Origin of the sequence: Neptunomonas sp. XY-337 (assembly GCF_004959845.1) — a bacterium.
Classification (GTDB): Bacteria; Pseudomonadota; Gammaproteobacteria; order Pseudomonadales; family Balneatricaceae; genus Neptunomonas; species Neptunomonas marina.
In genome coordinates, this window is record NZ_SPLL01000001.1 from 59,957 (window position 1) to 78,174 (window position 18,218).

Annotated in this window: 20 protein-coding genes; 10 read left to right on the plus strand and 10 right to left on the minus strand. The window is 50.2% G+C overall.

The features are described 5' to 3' along the window. Positions 1–56 precede the first annotated feature (56 nt). Positions 57–845 (plus strand): endonuclease, encoded by a 789-nt coding sequence (locus E4L36_RS00345; protein WP_136678500.1) that lies wholly within the window; start codon positions 57–59, stop codon positions 843–845. Between the two features lie 39 nt (positions 846–884). Here the strand turns inward: E4L36_RS00345 and E4L36_RS18030 are convergent, their stop codons facing one another. Both E4L36_RS18030 and E4L36_RS00355 read right to left on the minus strand, forming a co-directional pair. Beyond that, positions 885–1,973 carry a methyl-accepting chemotaxis protein gene (locus E4L36_RS18030; protein ID WP_136678501.1) on the minus strand — a complete coding sequence of 363 codons (1,089 nt, stop codon included), beginning with the start codon at positions 1,971–1,973 and terminating at the stop codon, positions 885–887. Between the two features lie 149 nt (positions 1,974–2,122). Continuing rightward, positions 2,123–2,986 (minus strand): SDR family oxidoreductase, encoded by an 864-nt coding sequence (locus tag E4L36_RS00355; RefSeq protein ID WP_136678502.1) that lies wholly within the window; start codon positions 2,984–2,986, stop codon positions 2,123–2,125. Between the two features lie 124 nt (positions 2,987–3,110). Here E4L36_RS00355 and E4L36_RS00360 point away from each other — a divergent pair, with 124 nt between their 5' ends. Further along, entirely contained in the window at positions 3,111–3,962 is an 852-nt protein-coding gene (locus E4L36_RS00360) for a hypothetical protein (RefSeq protein ID WP_136678503.1), read from the plus strand. A gap of 2 nt (positions 3,963–3,964) precedes the next feature. On the opposite strand, the gene gap is transcribed toward E4L36_RS00360, so the two are convergent. Beyond that, positions 3,965–4,972 carry a type I glyceraldehyde-3-phosphate dehydrogenase gene (gap, locus tag E4L36_RS00365; protein WP_136678504.1) on the minus strand — a complete coding sequence of 336 codons (1,008 nt, stop codon included), beginning with the start codon at positions 4,970–4,972 and terminating at the stop codon, positions 3,965–3,967. Positions 4,973–5,098: 126 nt separating this feature from the next. Here gap and E4L36_RS00370 point away from each other — a divergent pair, with 126 nt between their 5' ends. The 4 genes from E4L36_RS00370 to E4L36_RS00385 are packed head-to-tail and all read left to right on the plus strand — an operon-like array spanning position 5,099 to position 7,383. Beyond that, positions 5,099–5,905, plus strand: a complete 807-nt coding sequence (locus E4L36_RS00370) for a DNA-binding protein (RefSeq protein WP_136678505.1) — start codon at positions 5,099–5,101, stop codon at positions 5,903–5,905. A gap of 34 nt (positions 5,906–5,939) precedes the next feature. Then, entirely contained in the window at positions 5,940–6,386 is a 447-nt protein-coding gene (locus E4L36_RS00375) for a response regulator (RefSeq protein ID WP_240656943.1), read from the plus strand. Between the two features lie 56 nt (positions 6,387–6,442). Then, positions 6,443–7,111, plus strand: a complete 669-nt coding sequence (locus E4L36_RS00380) for a response regulator transcription factor (protein WP_127693723.1) — start codon at positions 6,443–6,445, stop codon at positions 7,109–7,111. Continuing rightward, complete coding sequence (locus E4L36_RS00385) at positions 7,108–7,383, plus strand: hypothetical protein (RefSeq protein ID WP_127693722.1); 276 nt, start codon at positions 7,108–7,110, stop codon at positions 7,381–7,383. The genes E4L36_RS00380 and E4L36_RS00385 overlap by 4 nt, the downstream gene beginning before the upstream one ends. On the opposite strand, the gene E4L36_RS00390 is transcribed toward E4L36_RS00385, so the two are convergent. Further along, positions 7,384–7,773 carry a DUF393 domain-containing protein gene (locus tag E4L36_RS00390; protein ID WP_169051431.1) on the minus strand — a complete coding sequence of 130 codons (390 nt, stop codon included), beginning with the start codon at positions 7,771–7,773 and terminating at the stop codon, positions 7,384–7,386. Positions 7,774–7,840: 67 nt separating this feature from the next. Here E4L36_RS00390 and E4L36_RS00395 point away from each other — a divergent pair, with 67 nt between their 5' ends. Beyond that, entirely contained in the window at positions 7,841–8,593 is a 753-nt protein-coding gene (locus tag E4L36_RS00395) for an SDR family NAD(P)-dependent oxidoreductase (protein WP_240770650.1), read from the plus strand. Positions 8,594–8,599: 6 nt separating this feature from the next. On the opposite strand, the gene E4L36_RS00400 is transcribed toward E4L36_RS00395, so the two are convergent. From E4L36_RS00400 to E4L36_RS00420, 5 genes are all read right to left on the minus strand, one after another. Further along, complete coding sequence (locus E4L36_RS00400) at positions 8,600–8,917, minus strand: DUF6482 family protein (protein WP_136678507.1); 318 nt, start codon at positions 8,915–8,917, stop codon at positions 8,600–8,602. A gap of 9 nt (positions 8,918–8,926) precedes the next feature. Then, positions 8,927–9,565, minus strand: coding sequence for a GTP cyclohydrolase I FolE (gene folE / locus E4L36_RS00405; protein WP_136678508.1), 639 nt, complete (start codon positions 9,563–9,565; stop codon positions 8,927–8,929). A 123-nt stretch (positions 9,566–9,688) separates the two neighbouring features. After that, entirely contained in the window at positions 9,689–10,552 is an 864-nt protein-coding gene (locus E4L36_RS00410) for a pirin family protein (protein ID WP_136678509.1), read from the minus strand. 9 nt (positions 10,553–10,561) lie between these two features. Beyond that, positions 10,562–11,515, minus strand: a complete 954-nt coding sequence (locus tag E4L36_RS00415; protein WP_136678510.1) for a glutathione S-transferase family protein — start codon at positions 11,513–11,515, stop codon at positions 10,562–10,564. A 14-nt stretch (positions 11,516–11,529) separates the two neighbouring features. Next, positions 11,530–12,000 (minus strand): DoxX family protein, encoded by a 471-nt coding sequence (locus E4L36_RS00420; RefSeq protein ID WP_136678511.1) that lies wholly within the window; start codon positions 11,998–12,000, stop codon positions 11,530–11,532. Positions 12,001–12,150: 150 nt separating this feature from the next. Between E4L36_RS00420 and E4L36_RS00425 the strand changes: the two genes are divergently transcribed. Together E4L36_RS00425 and E4L36_RS18035 are read left to right on the plus strand one after the other, a co-directional pair. Then, complete coding sequence (locus E4L36_RS00425; protein WP_136678512.1) at positions 12,151–13,041, plus strand: LysR substrate-binding domain-containing protein; 891 nt, start codon at positions 12,151–12,153, stop codon at positions 13,039–13,041. A 100-nt stretch (positions 13,042–13,141) separates the two neighbouring features. Next, on the plus strand, positions 13,142–13,678 hold the full coding sequence (locus tag E4L36_RS18035) for a type II secretion system protein (protein ID WP_169051432.1): 537 nt from the start codon (positions 13,142–13,144) through the stop codon (positions 13,676–13,678). Positions 13,679–13,786: 108 nt separating this feature from the next. On the opposite strand, the gene E4L36_RS00435 is transcribed toward E4L36_RS18035, so the two are convergent. Continuing rightward, positions 13,787–16,687, minus strand: coding sequence for an ABC transporter substrate binding protein (locus tag E4L36_RS00435; protein WP_136678514.1), 2,901 nt, complete (start codon positions 16,685–16,687; stop codon positions 13,787–13,789). Between the two features lie 609 nt (positions 16,688–17,296). Between E4L36_RS00435 and E4L36_RS00440 the strand changes: the two genes are divergently transcribed. Beyond that, positions 17,297–17,626 (plus strand): hypothetical protein, encoded by a 330-nt coding sequence (locus E4L36_RS00440; protein WP_136678515.1) that lies wholly within the window; start codon positions 17,297–17,299, stop codon positions 17,624–17,626. The last annotated feature ends 592 nt before the right edge of the window (positions 17,627–18,218 follow it).

Here is an 18,218-nt window from a genome sequence, read left to right on the forward strand (position 1 = left end):
AGATTTGATGTGTCAGTAAAGGATGATTGCGCATCTCGTGTTGTAAGAGATTTTCTGTGCGTCATCGTTTTATATCTTCTGTTTTCTGCGTGTCAGCATCGCTGGCACTCGCTGCTCCCAGTTTTGCTGGTGCCTCTTTTAGCCAATCCAAACGTACGCTGAGTGAGATCTATGCAGATCAAGCCACCAGCTTCTACTGCGGATGTGAATTCGTAAAAGAGGGCAAAAAATTAGTGCCCTTGCATGAGTCTTGCGGCTATGTACCCCGCAAAAATGCCAATCGTGCAAGCCGTATCGAGTGGGAGCATGTTATGCCCGCGTGGGCTTTTGGTCATCAATTGCAATGCTGGCAAGAGGGTGGACGCAAGAACTGCCGTAAAGATGAACGCTTTCGTACCATGGAAGCCGACATGCATAATCTGGTGCCCGCCATTGGTGAGGTAAACGGCGATCGCTCAAATTATAGTTTTGCGATGCTCTCAGGTGAGCCGCGTAGCTACGGTGCCTGCGATATGGAGGTGCATTTTAAGTCCCGTAAGGTCGAGCCGCCTGAGCACCGCCGTGGCGATATTGCCCGTAGCTATTTCTACATGCGTGATCAGTACGGCGTGCGCTTGAGCAAGCAGCAAACCCAGTTGTTTGAAGCTTGGGATAAACAAGATCCAGTAGATCGTTGGGAGCGCCAGCGCAACCAAGAGATCGCCCGCTTGCAGGGTAATGAGAACCCTTATATCAGCGGCGCGCATTCAACAGGTAGCAACGTGGCAGAGCAGCCTGCAGAATCTTCTTGGCTTAACCAAGTACTCGCGTTGCTTGCTGTGATCTATCAGGCACTGAACAGCTAGCAAGCGTATGGCAGCCTCTGATTGGCTGCCGTTTGCCGGTTAGTGTGCAACGGCCAGTTGGTGTGCGGCTTGTTTGCTGAGATCAACCATGGATGAGCCGATCTGCATATTGGCCGCTGAGCCATGAATCGCTTTCTCTGCATCGCTCAGTACCTTGTCGAACTCACTCGAAATACGCTGAAAGTTATCCAGCTCGTTGGCGGTACGCGCGTTGATCTCTTTGATGCTCACAAACAGCGCCTCGATCCGTTGTTGTGCATCACCGGTTAGGTTGGCCATGCCGCTTTCGGCGTCACCTGATACGGAGTTCATGGCGCTTTGCACATTACTATCGATACGCTCTAGTTGGCTTTTAAGCGATTCCTCGTGATGTTTTAGGCTCTCAAGGCTGTGATCGATGCTTTGCGCGTTGTTGCGTGAGTTCTGCGCCAATGCTTTTACCTCGTCTGCCACGACGGCGAATCCGCGGCCCGCTTCGCCTGCGCGAGCCGCTTCAATTGCTGCGTTGAGCGCTAGCAGGTTTGTCTGATCAGACGTGCTCGAAATGGCCGAAGCGAGGCGCGATATTCCCTCAAATGCGTTGAGAAACTGAGTGATCTCAACCTTTAAAGCACTGGATGTGTCGGAGAAATCACAAATCTCTTGGCTGAGTGAGCTCGTTTGGTTACAAAGCTGACCAAAGTTGGCTTGGATCTGCTGCAGATCATCTTGACTGTTCTGAAGTGTCTGCCCGATCGCCTGTAGTTCGGCCATAGAGCTGTGAATGCTGGCGGAAAGGTCTTCGAAAAAGGCTAATCTATCACGCGATGCACGGTTCACGTTGGTCGCGTTGGTTAGTACTTGTTGCGACAGCCCGCCAAGCTCCTCAATATGAGGAATCGCGGGTAATGGCCGGTGCAGATCTTCATGTGTCTGTGTGGCCGCCGCACAGGGGCGTGGGCTTAGCCAGCTACTTAGCAGCGATGCAGCAAACACTATACCATAACCGGTTAGGGCGGTGCCCCATGCCAGAGGCTGTTCGCCGATCAGCGCCCCAGTTTGGTTGATGAGATTAAGCAGTGTGCCTGCCACCAAGGTAATCACGACTGCGCGCAATAGCGCAGGCCCCAGCCAAGATTGTTCAACCATCCATATCACCCTTATGCTAGTTGAGCGAGTGTCTCCGTGACACCGTTTGTCTAATCATAGTGCAAACTTTGCCGTACACCCCAACCATGGTGTGTCTTGCTTGGGTGAAGTCTGCTTTTATTCGATAGTTGTACCTTGTGATCGGTTGATCATGATTTCCGGTTTTCTTGGTCTGCAACGCGGCGCAGCACGTAATCCAGCGCACATGAGGGTAGCAAGCGGCGCAGATAAGCAAACAAGTAGGTGGGCAGGGTAACGTAGTAGCGGTTGCGTGGTCGTTTGGCTTCTAAGGCGTGTATCAGTTTATCGATCACCGCTTCTGGGCCTAGTGTGAGAAAGTCCGTCTCTTGTGCGCTGTCTTGTTTGGCTAAACGGCTTTCGACCGCCTCATACGTGGTTTTATGAGCGCTGTTTGAGGTGTCGATATTGGCGCGGAACTTAGCGAAGGCGTTGTCACGAAACTTACTGGTGATGGGGCCCGGTTCAATCAGGCTCACATAAACACCTGAGCCATGCAGCTCTTGGCGTAGTGTATCGCTAAGGCCTTCAAGTGCGAATTTACTTGCGTTGTATGCACCGCGATATTTTAGGGTAATTAACCCGAGTACCGAGCTATTCTGGATGATGCGGCCATAGCCTTGCTGGCGCATCACAGGTAAAAGTTTATTGGTTAGCTCAAGCCAGCCAAAAAGGTTGGTTTCGAACTGTTGGCGCAACACGTCACGGGATAGGTCTTCAACTGCGCCGGGCTGGCCGTAAGCACCGTTATTGAAAAGGGCGTATAGCTCGCCGCCGGTCTCTGCAAGTACCCAGTTAACAGCGCGTTCAATCGATTGGCTATCGTCTAAATCGAGCAGGTGAGCTTGAAAGCCCTGTGATTGCAGTTGGGCAACATCTTGTTCTTGGCGCGCAGTGGCAAAAACGTGGTATCCACGCGATTTAAGTTGCTGTGCGGCAGCTAAGCCGATACCTGAAGAGCAGCCAGTGATAAGAATTGTACGGCGCTGTACCATGGTATATTCCCTTGTATATTGGTGCGCTGACGTTACCATATCGTCCTGAGATAACAAACGCTTTGCCGCAGCTTAAAGATGGCTTTGGCAGGCGTAACCTGAAACCTAATATAGTGGTTGTTTGATGCAGATACGCTCCCTAGTGCTGGCCTCGCTGTGCGGAATTTCTTTGGGCTTTAGCTCATCGGTGGTGGCAGAACGCAGTTTCGCTGGTCCCGACGATATTCCGGTGTTTCATCCGCTTTGTTTGCAGCCGCTAAAACAGCATGAGGCCGATGGTGGCGCGTTTGATATGGATGCGTGTTCTGCGGCGTTAGAGGATATCCCGGTGAAGCTCACGCCCGGTGGCTACTACGCGAAGCGGCCTGCTAATAACGCAGGCGAGCCGCAAGGGTTTGCTGTCTATCAGCCAGTGGGCGTGCTTGATGATGCGATGGAGCTGCTGCTTGTGCATGATAAGCAGGGCAGTGAGCCGTTAGTGTCAGAGATCTTTGTGGTGGGGCGTATTTCGGATATTTCACCGGGTACGCGGGATTATCTCACCAGTATTGAGGAGGCGGGGCAGCGCTGTAATGGCGGTATCAAATCTGCCAAGCTGATCTCGGAGAAGGAGTTGCTGGTTGAGCTGAACGTAAACCCCGATGCGCTCATGCGTCTGGCAGGTGATGCTTCCTACAGCCAAGAGATTTCAGATGATAGCGAAACCGCTGCACTGAGTCTGATACCGCCGGGTAAGCTTGATAATAGACCCACCACCTGCATAGGGACTGTGGTTAAGTACTACAACTTGCTTGATGATCAAGAGGGCTTGAGTGCGGTCCATCTTAACCGTGTGATGGCGGGTGGTGCAGATGATCCTTACCAAGCTTGCTTTGATAAGTTGGTTGAGAAACGTTTTGGTAAGCAGGCAGAGCTCACGCCAGAGGCGTTTGAAGCGTTCTCGCGTGAGTTTCTGCTGGAATGCAGTGCTGGTTAGTGTTAGCTAGCACGGCGCATCGCGAGGGCGGTATCTAACATCCGGTTAGAGAAACCCCACTCGTTATCGTACCAAGCGAACACTTTTACAAGCCCTTCCTCGACGCGGGTCAGCTGCGTATCGAAAATGCATGACGCTGGGTGATGATTAAAGTCTATAGAGACAAGCGGCAGGCTGTTGCACTCCAATATGCCTTTAAGCTGTGTCTCACTGGCTGCCAGCATCGCTGCGTTTATCTCCTCCACTGTTGGCGTGGTAACGGGTGTAAAGCTCAAATCCACTAAGGATACGTTGGCAGTGGGCACCCGTACTGCTAGCCCTGAGAGCTTGCCATCAAGCTCGGGGAGCACTAACCCAACGGCCTCGGCTGCACCTGTTCGGGTGGGGATCATTGATAAGGTGGCAGAGCGCGCGCGATAGATGTCGTCGGTATAAAGGTCAGTTAAGTGCTGGTCATTGGTGTAGGCATGGATAGTCGTCATGATGCCTGATTTTATCCCGACCGTATCGTGTAACACTTTGGCCAGTGGCGCTAAGCAGTTGGTTGTGCACGAAGCGTTGGAAACAATTTGATCGGACGCTTTCAACTGATGGTGGTTTACCCCGTAGACGATGGTTGCATCAACGCCCTTGGCAGGTGCAGATATTAGTACCTGCTTTGCGCCTTGGGCTAGATGAACAGACGCAGCCTCCCGTGAAGTAAAACGGCCTGTGCATTCAAACACGATATCGATATCTAGGGCGTCCCAATTGAGATGCTCTGGGTCTTTTTCGGTGAAGGTCAGGATCTCATCGGTATCAATAAAAATGCGGTCGCTTTCGGCGCGTACCTGATGAGGAAAGCGGCCATGCACAGAATCGTATTGGGTAAGATGGGCGTTGGCCTCGCTGTTACCTAAATCGTTAATAGCGATGACCTCTATATCGTGGCGGTGCTGTCCTTCATATAGCGCTCTTAGAATGTTGCGCCCTATGCGGCCGTATCCATTAATCGCGATGCGTATAGCCATAGTGTGCTCCTTTGTAGATTACAGCAGATTAAGACAGTGCTTTTTGCTGTGACCACAAAATTGCATAAAACGCTCGGTCGATACATAATTAATCGTATCAAATAATACATATTACATATTATTAGTATGAATAATCGATCATCCACACGCGAAAAAGTCTATCAGGTAGCCGATGAGCTGTTGGCTCAAGGCATTCGGCCAACCCAGCAAAATGTGCGCGATCAGCTCGGGAGTGGCAGTCTTACGACGATCAACAGCGCGCTAAATGGCTGGTGGCAATCGTTATCGGAGCGGCTAACGCGGCGCAACTCTCACCCTGAATTACCGGATGCGGTATTGGGTGCAGCAAATAAGCTTTGGGATGAGGCGCTCGCGAATGCTGAGTTTCGTTATCAACAGCGATTGAATGAGGCCAGTGATGTGGTTGCGGCCCAGCGCCAAGCGGACGCCGACGAGATTAAGCAGCTAAAGCAGCAGCTGTCAGTGCAGCAAAACCAGCATCATGAGCTGATGCAGCGGTATGATCAAGCGATAGAAGAGGGCGCTCAATATCAGCGCCAATTGCTACAAACCGAAACGGCTCTGGTAAAAGCAGATGCTAAGTGCGCAGATCTGAGCCGCCAGCTAAAGCAAGAGCAGTGGGTTCAGGCCAATCAGCAAATGCCCACATCTGACACAGATACCATGTTTGATCTTAAAGTGGATATTCAGGTTAAAGGTAATAAAATCAAATATCTAGAAGATCTTCTTGATAAAAAGTCTAAAGAAAATAGTGAGCTTGTTGCAGCGCTGAAAAGTGCTGAGCTGGATGCCATCAAGCAGCAGCACCGCCTAGAGCTGGTGATCGCGCAGCAAGATGCACGCTATGAGGATGCGCAAGCTGCGTTAGCGGATTGCAAAAAAGCCCTTTCTCTGGCAAAAAGTAAGGCTTAGAAATCATGTTCTTATCTAGCCCCCAGAGGATGCCATGGAGATAGATCTACCTGCCGACCCCAGTGCCGGAGTGATTCTAGAGGCGTTGCGCTCATGTTCCGTTGGCGATGCCCTATGTTTGCACTCAGAAACTGCATTCCAGAAGGCGAAGATTCTGGTGGTGAAGGAGCAACTCACGGGTGTTTCTATCCAACTGCTTGATGAGGATGGCTACATCAAGCGCCAAGTGGTGGGCAAGCATCGTAACGAAATAGAGGAAGGTGATTTTAACGATCGCCAAATGGCGGTGATTCGAGCGCTCGAGAAAGTGCTCTCACATTGCAAGCGCGAAGGTGTGCGGCTGGTGGGCTATAGCGATGAGCTAGTAGCTTATCCCGCAAGTTTTTCCGATCTGAGTCAGGCCTCTGTTTATGCGTTCGATATTGACACGGATGGTGTCTACACCGGCGCCGATTCCGAGCTGAAATTGGTGGATAATTGATGTCGGCTCCTTCATAATTCCGGCGTATATAAGCTCGAGTTGTTATACTGATAAATATGAGTTCTATTAAAGTTCTGCTTGTCGATGATCATGAAGTGGTGCGTGCGGGTTTCCAGCAGTTGTTGGATCGTCACCCCGAGATCGAAGTCGTCGCTGAAGCGAATAACAGCCAAGAGGCGTTTGATGTATTTAAACGCTGCGCGCCGGATGTTGTGATTATGGATCTCAATATGCCGGTCAGTGCTGAAAGCGATGAATCTGCCAGCGCGCAAGGTGGCATTGAAGCGGTGCGCCGTATTCTTAGCTTTGACGCGACTGCTAAGGTGATTGTGCTTACGGTTTGGGGCGCTGCGCCATACCCCACGAATCTGGTTAAATCGGGTGTCAAAGGCTACCTGACAAAGAACTGTGCGCCCGACGAGCTAGTTCAGGCGCTGCTTAGCGTCGCGAAAGGTGGGGAATACTTCTCTGAAAGTATCCGTCAGGTTTTGAATGATGATGGTAGTGACAGCCCACTTAAACAGTTAACTAGTCGCGAGCTGCAGATCTTCACGCTCTTGGCTGAGGGCAAAAGCGTCTCCGAGATCGCAAACGAGAAGTGCCTTAGTCCAAAAACAGTTCATGCACACCGCTCAAATATCATGCGTAAGCTAGGTGTTAAACGTAATGCCGAACTTACTCAGTTGGCCATTCGCTATGGTTTACTGGCGGGGAATGAGTCGTGATCGCTGAAGTTGAGAATCTGCTGGTGGATTCTGAATTCATCTGGCTGACTCTCAAAGAAGGCGACAAAATCTCTATTGAAGTTAATTTTGTTCAAGATGGTGTGGTGCAGCTGCTGGCGGATAAGCCGTATGAAGTTGTCGCAAAGACCGAAGCTCAGACGGGTAATCTCAGCTTCGTTGTGGAGTCAGATATTACTGGCGAACTTGTTAACGTTCACCCCTTTCTAGTTAGCGACTATATCACCATGAGTAACCCTTATCGGGTTAACTAGTTATCGTCGGCAAACCCCTTCCTTGCACTGGCGACGCGCGCGCCAGGCTGCAAACTTCTGATAGCCATACTCCAAAATAGGGGTAACCCCCGTTGTACTGATCAACTTGCCTAGCCAGCGATAGCGGGGCAGTCGGTGCCAGATTTCCACAAAGCTATAAGCACCTTTAATGATGTTGCCGTGGCTGTCGAGGATATGCAGCTCGCGCATCGCTTGTTCAAACGTAAATGGTAGTTCGCTGAATTCGGTATCAGGTGCACTGATATCCACCCATGTGATGGGTGTGTTGGGCTTTGCAATACGCTGATAGTGGTCGATCTCTTTTTTACATAAAGGACAGCTTCCATCGAAGAAGACCGTGATGTGGGTGTCAGTTGTTGCGGCTGTCATTGCATTGTCTCTTACGTTGGCTACTCTGAATATGATCTCTCTTTCTTTCAGATACGTAACAGGCACCATGAATAGATTTAATAATTTCTCATCGCAGATGAACGTGGTGGTGGTTGGTGCCACGGGAGGAATCGGTAATGCGCTTATTGAGGCATTACTCGATGAACCTCGTGTTGCTCAAATATTCGCGTTCTCACGTTGTACCGGTAATGCTCATGCCGCCCTTTGTAGTGAGCGAGTCATTCATGGCTTTGTGGACTTGGAAAAGGAAGCGAGTATCGAGCAGGTCGGTAAAACGTTACGCGATACACCGATTGACTTAGTCGTGGTGGCAAGCGGGCTGCTGCATGATGGCAACTTGCGGCCTGAAAAGGCACTCAAGCAGCTCTCGCAAGACAGTTTGCAGCGCGTTTTCCAGATTAACGCTATTGCGCCTATGCTGCTAGCGAAGGCGATTTTGCCGCATATGCGCAGCGACACGCGTTCCGTGTTTGGAGTGCTTTCTGCGCGTGTTGGTAGTATTTCTGATAACCGCTTAGGCGGGTGGCACAGTTACCGCAGCAGCAAAAGTGCGCTGAATATGTTTTTGAAAACGGCGGCTATTGGCAGCAAAATGTTGCAACCTAACTGTGTTATTGTTGGGTTGCATCCAGGTACGGTTGATACTCAGCTATCCGCGCCGTTTCAACGCAATGTAAAACCAGAAAAGTTATTTTCGCCGCAGCAGTCTGCTAACTACTTGCTAGATGTGATCTCTGATTTAATCGCGGAGGATAGTGGCAAAGTGTTTGCCTGGGATGGGGAAGAGATAGCGCCGTAGGCGCTATCAGTGAACTTCAGGTACGACTTGTTTCCACGGTAGTGCGGTTTCGAACGTGTCTTTAAAGTCTGTAGATTGTTGCCCGACCATCTCGTCATAAGTGCTGTTATCACGACGCAATACGTAACTTTCTACCTTTAGTGTTTCCATCAACTCTTTGATTTGTATCATGTTGTGAAATCTGAGGGGCTTTTCATCTTCGTACAGTAGGCGCTCTTTACCTTCTATCTCGACCGTTACTTGGTAGATCATCCAATCGATCGAATGGATGACAACACGTTTAATCGGTTGCAGGTTCGCAAGATCTGATAGCTGTAATTTCATCGTTAATCCCTAACCTAAGAATTCAGCGCGTGTACGCTCGTTAGTTTTGAACGAGCCGCCCAATGCAGTGGTTTCTGTTTTCGAGTTCACATCCATCACACCACGCGCTTTAACGCAGTAGTGGGTGGCACGGATAGAGACCGCGACGTTATCGGTTTCGAGCAGCGTTTGCAGTGCAATGAGCACCTGCTTCGTTAACCGCTCTTGCACCTGAGGGCGCTGGGCAAAGAAGCGAACCAATCGGTTGATTTTCGATAGGCCGATAATTTTCTTATTGGGAATATAAGCGACGCGTGCGGTGCCGTCGATGGTGACAAAGTGGTGCTCACACGAACTAACTAGGCTGATTTTGTCCACCTTGACCATCTCATCAACGTCCATTTTATTTTCGATCATGGCGATGGCAGGGAAGTTACTGTAATCCAGCCCTGCGAACAGCTCATGAACGTACATCTTAGCGATGCGGTGGGGTGTTTCCTGAAGGCTGTCGTCAGAAAGATCGAGGCCTAATGTCTTCATAACACCCGTCATCAGCTCTTTGATGTGCGCGTATTTCTCGTCCTGAGAAAGGTCTGTCGGAATCGTTGGTGTTTCAAGCCCACATTCGATAAGACGTGTTTTTACAGCGTTCGCTTCGGCGGAAATCATAGCCAGATCCTTTCGTAGTATTGGATGTTTTCCATATTACGAAACTGCAATGAAAACGGATGAGGCTCGCTAAGTATTTCGTTGAGTAGCCGCCTCATCCGGTTTGTGCTAGCGGGCTGCTTGTCACTGCACAAGCGTGCCGTTGCGCATATCTTGCAACGCTTGATCTATCTCTTGGGGCGTATTCATTACGAAGGGGCCCCAGTGTGAGATCGGCTCGTTAATGGGTTCTCCAGCGAGCAGTAAAAGCTTGCCGCCCGCGTTACTGCTCAGTGTTAACGTATCGCCTGCGGTTGTGGTAGCGATCTGCTGTGCCATGATGCCCTTTGTTCCATCGACCAGCGCCTCTCCCTCATACACGTAGATAAGCAGTTTTTTCTGCATCGCGACGCTGAGGGTAACCGCCGTGCCTTCTGTCAGGTGGATATCGAAAAAATCCGGTGCTGTCGATATACCTTGCACTGGGCCTGTGGCACTAATGCTTGGCTGGCCGTTTTCTAACAGTTGCAGTTGGCCTGCGATCACTTTAGCGGTTACGCCTGCCGTCGTAACGGTGGGGATCTCTTCGGGTTGAAATTCGCGGTAAGCCGGCTCGCAGAGCTTCTCTGTTGCGGGCAGGTTCACCCATAGCTGGAATCCATGTAACCGTCCCGATTCTTGCAGTGGCATCTCTGAATGGAGCACGCCTCGGCCTGCGGTCATCCACTGTACGCTGCCGCTTACCAGTTCGCCGGTATTGCCCATATGGTCGCGGTGCTGCATACGGCCCTCGAGCATGTAGGTGACGGTTTCAAAACCACGGTGGGGGTGCTCAGGGAAGCCGCCGATGTAATCGTTAGCGTCGTCAGAGACCATCTCATCTAGCAGCAAGAACGGGTCGAAGGTGTGCATATCTTTGGAGTTGGCATTGCGATTGATACGCACGCCATCGCCATCGGTGACAGCCCTTGCTGGCCAGGTTTTATCAATATGACGTGGAGTGCTCATGGTTATCTCCTAAGCGCCAAACAGCTGAGCGCGGTTATGGGCGCGGTTGTAATCCAGCTCTGGCCCGGTTGGCACGATGCGGGTTGGATTGATCATGTCATGGCTGTAGTAGTAATGGGTTTTGATATGCTCAAAGTCTACTGTTGCAGCAACGCCGGGTTGTTGGTAAAGGTCGCGCAGGTAGTGGGGCAGGTGTGTGAACTCCTCAATGCGTTTGAGGTTGCATTTGAAGTGGCCAACATACACCGCATCAAAGCGGATCAGGGTGGTAAATAAACGCCAATCGGCTTCGGTAATCTGATCACCCACTAAGTAGCGCTGCTCACCGAGCTGCTTATCTAAGGTTTCTAGTACCTCAAACAAGCGGGTCACGTGCTTTTCGTATACGTGCTGATCCGTTGCAAAACCTGCTTTGTAAACGCCGTTGTTGATGGCATCGTAGATGATGGTGTTTTGCGCATCGATCTCAGCCTGCAGTGCAACGGGATAGTAATCTGTTTTGACCTCCGTAAAGGTATCGAATGCGCTGTTCAGCATTCGGATGATCTCGGCAGACTCGTTGTTAACAATGGTTGCGGTTTTCTTATCCCAAAGCACTGGCACTGTAACGCGGCCCGAGTAGTCTGGTTTGGCTTTGCGGTAGATGTCGGCGAGCACGGCGGCATCTTCTAAGGGCCCTGCGTTGTCCGCGGGTAACTCCCAACCTTTATCGAGCATCTCAGGTTTGACCACCGTGACACCAATCACCGCTTCAAGCTGCTTTGCTGCACGGATAATCAGCGTGCGGTGTGCCCACGGGCACGCTAAAGAGACATAGAGGTGGTAACGGTCCGCTTCGGCTGGGTAGTCGCCACCTGGCCCTATCCAATTGCGAAACTGAGCATCTTGGCGGATAAACTCGCCGCCGGAAGTAGCTGTGTCATACCAGTCTGTATGCCATTCGCCGTTGATTAACAATCCCATAATACCGTCTCCGCTTATCGTATTTTGTTGGCAATGATATGCTCAGCTGCGAACTTGCCGCCGCCGTTGATCGCAAGCGCGATGCTTGCCGCCAGCAGGGTTAATGCAAACTCGTAACCATTATTGGCAATGAACAACCCGTTACCTAGGTGAACCGTCATGGCCATGAGCATGGTAAACGCGACAACAACTGCGGCTGGGCGGGTAAGTAGCCCAAGGATGAGCGCTAGCCCGCCGAAGAACTCGGCACTACCAGCAAGAAATGCCATCAAGGCGCCGGGCGCAAAACCAACCGACTCCATCCATTGGCCGGTGCCTTCGATCCCATAACCGCCAAACCAACCAAAGAGCTTTTGGGCACCATGGGCCGCTAACACAATACCCACAGGTACGCGCAGCAGTAAGTTTCCGATGCTTTGATCGCTGGTGAGTATGCGTTTTACAAAGTGATAAGAGGGTGTTTTCGTTGTTGTCAGAGTGGTCATGTTGTTCACCTTTTATTCGCTAAATTTGAAGAGTTAAAGCGCATTAAACCGGCTGCTTTATCGATGTTGTTTATTCTATGCCGCTAGTTTTTTTAAAAAATCGAAATAAAATGACTAAAATATTCAAACTATTTGAATGAAAGGTTAGCTATGCCAACACGACTCACACTGGAAGCGCTTGAAGTGCTGGATGCCATCGAGCGTAAAGGTAGCTTCGCTGCCGCAGCAGCAGCCCTCTACAAAGTGCCATCTGCCCTGACGTACAGCGTGCAAAAGATGGAAGAAGATCTAGGTATTACCTTGTTTGTGCGGGAAGGGCGCCGTTCGGTGCTAACGCCAGCGGGGCGCCTATTGGTTGAGCAAGGTCGGCAGCTGTTAGAAGCCGCAGACCGGCTGGTGGAGCAGAGCCGCCAAGTAGATAGCGGTTGGGAGTCGCGTGTGAATATCGCGGTAGACTCTGTGTATGGCGTAGAGAAGCTCTTCCCGCTGGTGGCGGGTCTCATGCTTGAGTGCCCAACCATAGAGATCAATCTGTATGAAGAGGTGCTAGGGGGGACATGGGAAGCGGTGGCAGAGGGGCGTGCGGATATCGCCTTTGGCTCCACAGCGCCGACACTCCCTTATCGGCAGCTCGAGCTTGCAGAAGTGGCGACGATCGAATGGGCATTTATGGTCGCGCCCTCTCATCCGTTAGTGCGGTGTTCGCAGCCACTTAGCGAAGAGGATATCAAGCAGCATCGTGCTGTTGTCGTGCGTGATTCATCGCAACACTTACCACCTCAGACCCGCAATTTGCTGGATCAGCAGCCGGTTTTATCCGTTGCGACCGTGCAGCAAAAAATAGCCGCACAGATAGCAGGATTGGGGTGTGGTTATTTGCCCTGTGGTTTAGTTGAAGGCGCGTTATCTAAGGGCGAATTAGTCGAGCTTGCAACAGTGGCTGGTAACCAACAGCATGCTCTTTACGCAATATGGAAGCGGGATGCTACAGGCCGCGCTGTACGGTGGCTAGCGTCGCAGTTAGGGTGTCTAGATAGTTAAGTTTTGGTTCATATAAAGCCACTAGAAATAATCGTTTTATTGACTAAACTTGGCGTTACGAGCTTGGCTTGTACTATTTTCGACGCAAAGGAGTGCCGTTGTGCAGTTTTCATCTTCTACCTACCGTGCGCAAGCAGGTTTTACCATCATTGAATTGGTTGTCGTTATTGCGCTTCTCGGTGTGTTGTCGGCGGTGGCATTACCGCGCTTTATCGATGTGACGGATGATGCACGCAAGAGTGTATTAATCGCGATGGCAGGGACGCTTAGCACAACCGCTACGCTGGTGCATGCGCAGCTTGTGATTGAGCAAAAAGCACACCTTGCCGCTTCTAACGTCATCATTGATGGTAGTAACGTTGATACCGTTTACGGCTACCCCAATGCCTTCTCGAGCATCCGCACTGCCGTCAACGCGGATATCCAGCCGTATGGACGCAACAGCAACAACAGCGAACATGACTGGGTATATCAGCTGATCCGCATTAGTGGCCGTTCTGGTATTGATGTGACTCATGGCAGCGTTGTGGGTGATGCTCCCGCACCAACGCCGCAATCCACTAACTGCTATGTCCGTTATTTTCAAGCGACAGCAACTACCCCTTACGCAGTGGAACTTGAAACCTCAGGTTGTTGATGGGTGGCTTTTTTGCACGGGCCGGTAATTCACGCGATTCAATGCGGTATGGTCCTATAGAGGGCTTCACCATGGTCGTGAAGCCCGTGCGGCTTAAACGGTCGTTTCTTAAACGATATGATCCTCTTTAGCCGTGCTCACGGTGGCTTGGCGCCACGCTGCCGGTTGTTTCCACATGCGCAGCCACTCGGCTATATCGGCCGCAGGCATTGGGCGGGCAATGGCGTAACCTTGAGCAAGCTGGCAGCCCAACTCTAGCAGAGCCGTGCCGTGCTCAACGCTCTCGATGCCCTCGGCAATCAATTTCATTTGGAAGGCATTGGCTAAACTAATCACACCGTCAAGAATCGCTCTATCATCAGCATCCACAAGAATATCTTTGACGAATCCACGGTCGATTTTAAGGTACGCAGCAGGCAGTTTTTTGAGATGGCTTAACGATGAGTACGCGGTACCAAAATCGTCTAAGGCGAACTCCAAGCCCATTTGCTGACATTCGTTCATCGTCGCCGATACGAAGCTAGTATTTTCTAACGCGCCGGTCTCTAGGATCTCTAACTGCAGTAGGTTATTGGGTAGGTTGGTATAGTAGCCAAGTTGAGTGCGTAGCTTCTCTACAAACCGGCCATGCTCAAGCTGCATATTACTGACGTTAACGCTAACACTCAGCTCCAGCCCCTGTTTGTACCAGTGATCCAGTTGCTCCAATGCTTGCGCGATCACCCAATCGCCCAGCTCTATAGACAGTGAGTGCCCCTCGATGAGTGGCAGGAAGTCTCCGGGAGGCAGTAAACCATGTTCGGGATGCAGCCAACGTACTAGCGCTTCTAAACCGATCACTTCCCCTGTCGCCATATTCACTTTCGGCTGATAGTACAGAACGAGCTCACCGGCGCGAATCGCTTTTTGGATGCGGTCTAGTCGCTGCTCACGCTGGATAATGTGCTTCTCGATCTGGGAGTCAAAGCAATGATAACGATTTTTGCCCTTAGTCTTAGCGGCATACATCGCTTGGTCAGCCTGACGCAGGAGCTGATCTGCGTCTAGGGGCTCCTCTTGCGGGTAGATGGTAATGCCGATACTTGCTGAGATCTTGAGTAGCTTTTCGCTGATGTAAAACGGTGTTGCCATGAGCTTGATAAGGCGTTTGGCAATCTCGATAGCACGTGCTTGTTCTTGAATGTCCACTAGAACAGCAACAAACTCATCACCCCCTAAACGGGCGAAGGTATCTTGCTCTCGTAATATGTGGTGGCCCGTTAGAGCGATCTCCTTGAGTAGTAGATCGCCGGTTTCATGGCCGTAGCGGTCGTTAATATCTTTAAAGCCATCAAGGTCGATATAGATAACGGCCAGCACTTCATTATTGCGATGGCACTGCAAAATGGCTTGTTGTAGCCGGTCGGAAAACAGCAGACGGTTTGGCAGCTTAGTCAACTGGTCATAATGGGCCATAAACTTGAGCTGCTCTTCATATTGCTTCTGCTCCGTAACATCGACTGATATCCCACACAGTGCAAAAACATGCCCTTGTTCGTTTTTCAAAGGGAGCTTTGTGGTGCGATAGGTGCGGGTTAAGCCGCCATCTTTGGAGGTGTTTACCTCCTCAACGCGCAGGGTTTGGCCACTCTCCAATACGGTTTTATCGTTTTGGGTAATCTCTTTGGCGGTTAGCGGCGAGAAAAAGGCGTAATCATCGCACCCCACAACATGCTCAAGTGGGACTTGAAAAACCTCCCGCACCGCTGCGTTGGCAAACACATAATGGCCATTCATATCTTTTAGGTACACGCACGCATCGAGATTATCTAAGATCGACCTTAGCGTATGTTCCTGCTCGGCTAAGGTACGCGTCAATTTGGCGCGTAGCTGATTTTGGCGGATCAGATAAGCGATGAGTATCGCCATAAGTAAGAAGATTAAGCCGACAATCGAAAGCTCTACTGCGTAGCGCTCAAACAGAGAGGAGCGCTTAAAACGAATCTGCGCTGATTCGGGCAGTGCGGCGTAATTCAGCCCAAAGCGCTGCATGGCTCGATCATCAACCACGGTGATGTTAGGGCTTTCGGTAACCACTGGAATCGTCGCAGGTGAAGTGCCAGATAAGATATAACGCGCAGCTTGAGCGGCTTTTTTACCCTGCTCAAAGTGGCTGATAATGAGCCCGCCTAAGATACCGTCGCCGAGACCGTGCTCCCACAGGTGAAAGATCGGAACGGGGGCCTTAGCCAGGATTAGTTTTAACGCATCGTCAAACGAGAGCTGTTTTTGCGTGTTATCACGATAGGCCGATAGTAATAGAATCGCATCCTGTGTGTTGATGTAGGGCAGCGCATTACTAAGCTCAGCCCAACTCATTTCAGCCAGCGACAGTACGTTAATTGTTTTATCAGGGAATTGAGAAGCGAGCTCTAACAGTGTTTGTAGATCGGCTTGGCCACTTGGTGTGCCATCGACAATAACGTGTAGATGCTCCATTTCTGGCTGTAAGGCGCCGGCCAAGTGAATGGTGCCTGCGATTGAAGCGGCTTCAACAACGCCGGTAACGTTGGGTTCGTTGTTCGCCATCAACGCGCTTTTGCGGTTATTGACCCCTAGAAACACGATGGGAACATCTGCAAACAGCTCATCCTTTACCGAGCGCACCAAATTAAACGCATTATCATCAACGGCCATCACTAGGTCATATGGTGCTCGTTGGCTGAGCTTGTAGGTTAGGCTGGCCAAAAAAAGCTTCTGGTACTCGTCGTCTACATGGCGTTTGCTATCCATAAACTCAATATCGATGCGTGGATGGTTATCTTTTGGAAAACCCGCAAGCACACCTTCGTACACACGCCGCGCGGTCGGAAAAGTAGGGTGGTAGGAATAGATCAACAGAATTCGTTGATCTTTAAATTGTGTGGTGCCTGATGTGTTGGCCGAGAGCAGCGTAGAGACAACCACCGAAAAAACTGCGATAACCGAGACGAATAAATCCATCCAGCGACGCGATACAACGCGATGCATAAGACTCTCCAAAATCCATCATGAAGAGGCTACAGCGAGAACGACCTCAGTAATACTTGTATAGCTTATATCATAGTTTACTTTTTAAGGCCTTTGCGTTTCACATAAACTAAACGCCGTAGCAAGCTGTATACATTGCAGATAGTGGTTACAGTGCAACGTTAGGGACATGCTATAAGGGATGTCGTTTAAGGCTTAATTGATTGTTTTTTAAACAACGCGAGACAGTAAGTTAGCAGCTAAGACGCTGCCAGCAGTGTGGTGATGTGGTGTTGTACCAGCAGGGGATTTAAACAAAACGCTTGAGAGCGCTGTTGCACATAAACATGGCTCTAATTGAGAGGTTTTGTTCGCCATAGAAACGTTGGATGCGGTAGTGCTGCACAGAGCTAAGTAAGATTTGTTGATTGGCAAACTGAACTGTTACCCGCTGATGATGGAAAATCGGACGTAAACTAGACGAAATGGGTAAATAATTTCGCTTAGGCTTGCTTGAAAAGTGGTTAGTAAAAACTATATTTATCAGATAATTACATAAAAAACGTAGCCTTTTATATCTTATAAGCATGATAAATATGCCACTCAAACCCAGCCAACAAAGGACTGACCATGACACAGCTCCCAGATAACAAGAAGATTACCGTTATTTTCCGCATTGAAGCTGGCTGTTTAGGGCCACAGGGAGCTAGCCATGTTGTTGATTTTAGTGGTGTCGCGCAGCAGAAATTGGCAGCGCGGTTTCCTGACTTTATCAAGTGGGATGTGAGCCCGCGCGATGATAAGAACCTTCCCGAGTTAGATTATGGTATCGGTGCACGCCTTCTAACACGGGATCAAGCGCAGCGATACTTGGCAGCACTCGACACACCGATAGACGATCTTGAACAGCAAGTCTTTGATCATCTGCCGCAATTGATCGATCAATATTTCGGCCGCTAGCCTCTTCTAAGCTTCCTCATTTAATGCGTTTCTCTATCTAAGCATTACAGGGCAGAGTGCTTCTCTGTCCTACGCATGCGGCCCTCTTATGGCGCCTGTATGTTTCTTTTTCTTCGCCTTTGCATCTTCAAGACTTACCCCGACACAGTATTTGCCCCAGTTTTGTTCGTTGAATACGCATAAGAGTGTGGCTGTGTTTATGCATGATTGACTGTCAAGTTGAGTGCAATGAAAGGTTTGACATGGATCAATAAAATGCTAAGATTTCAGAAAATACTGAAAATTCATAAATAAAAATCCAAGTGATATAGATCGCTACGCAATGAACAAGCGGCGCAGATCACCGGCTAAAGGGCTAGCTGACGATTAACACTTGGCATAGGAGCATAAACGCGAGTAGGGCGTTGAACGCTTTGCTCACCTCTCACGGAAGAGCCGATTTGAACCAAAACTGAGTAGCTGCGCTGCGAAGTAGACGGTGTAGTTAGCAACTGAGCATAAGAGATGCACGGTTTGCTGGCTCAACAGCGCTTTTTCATGAGTGCTTATGTTATGCAGGCGCTCTAGTTGTTCAGCATTAATCTTGAGGTGG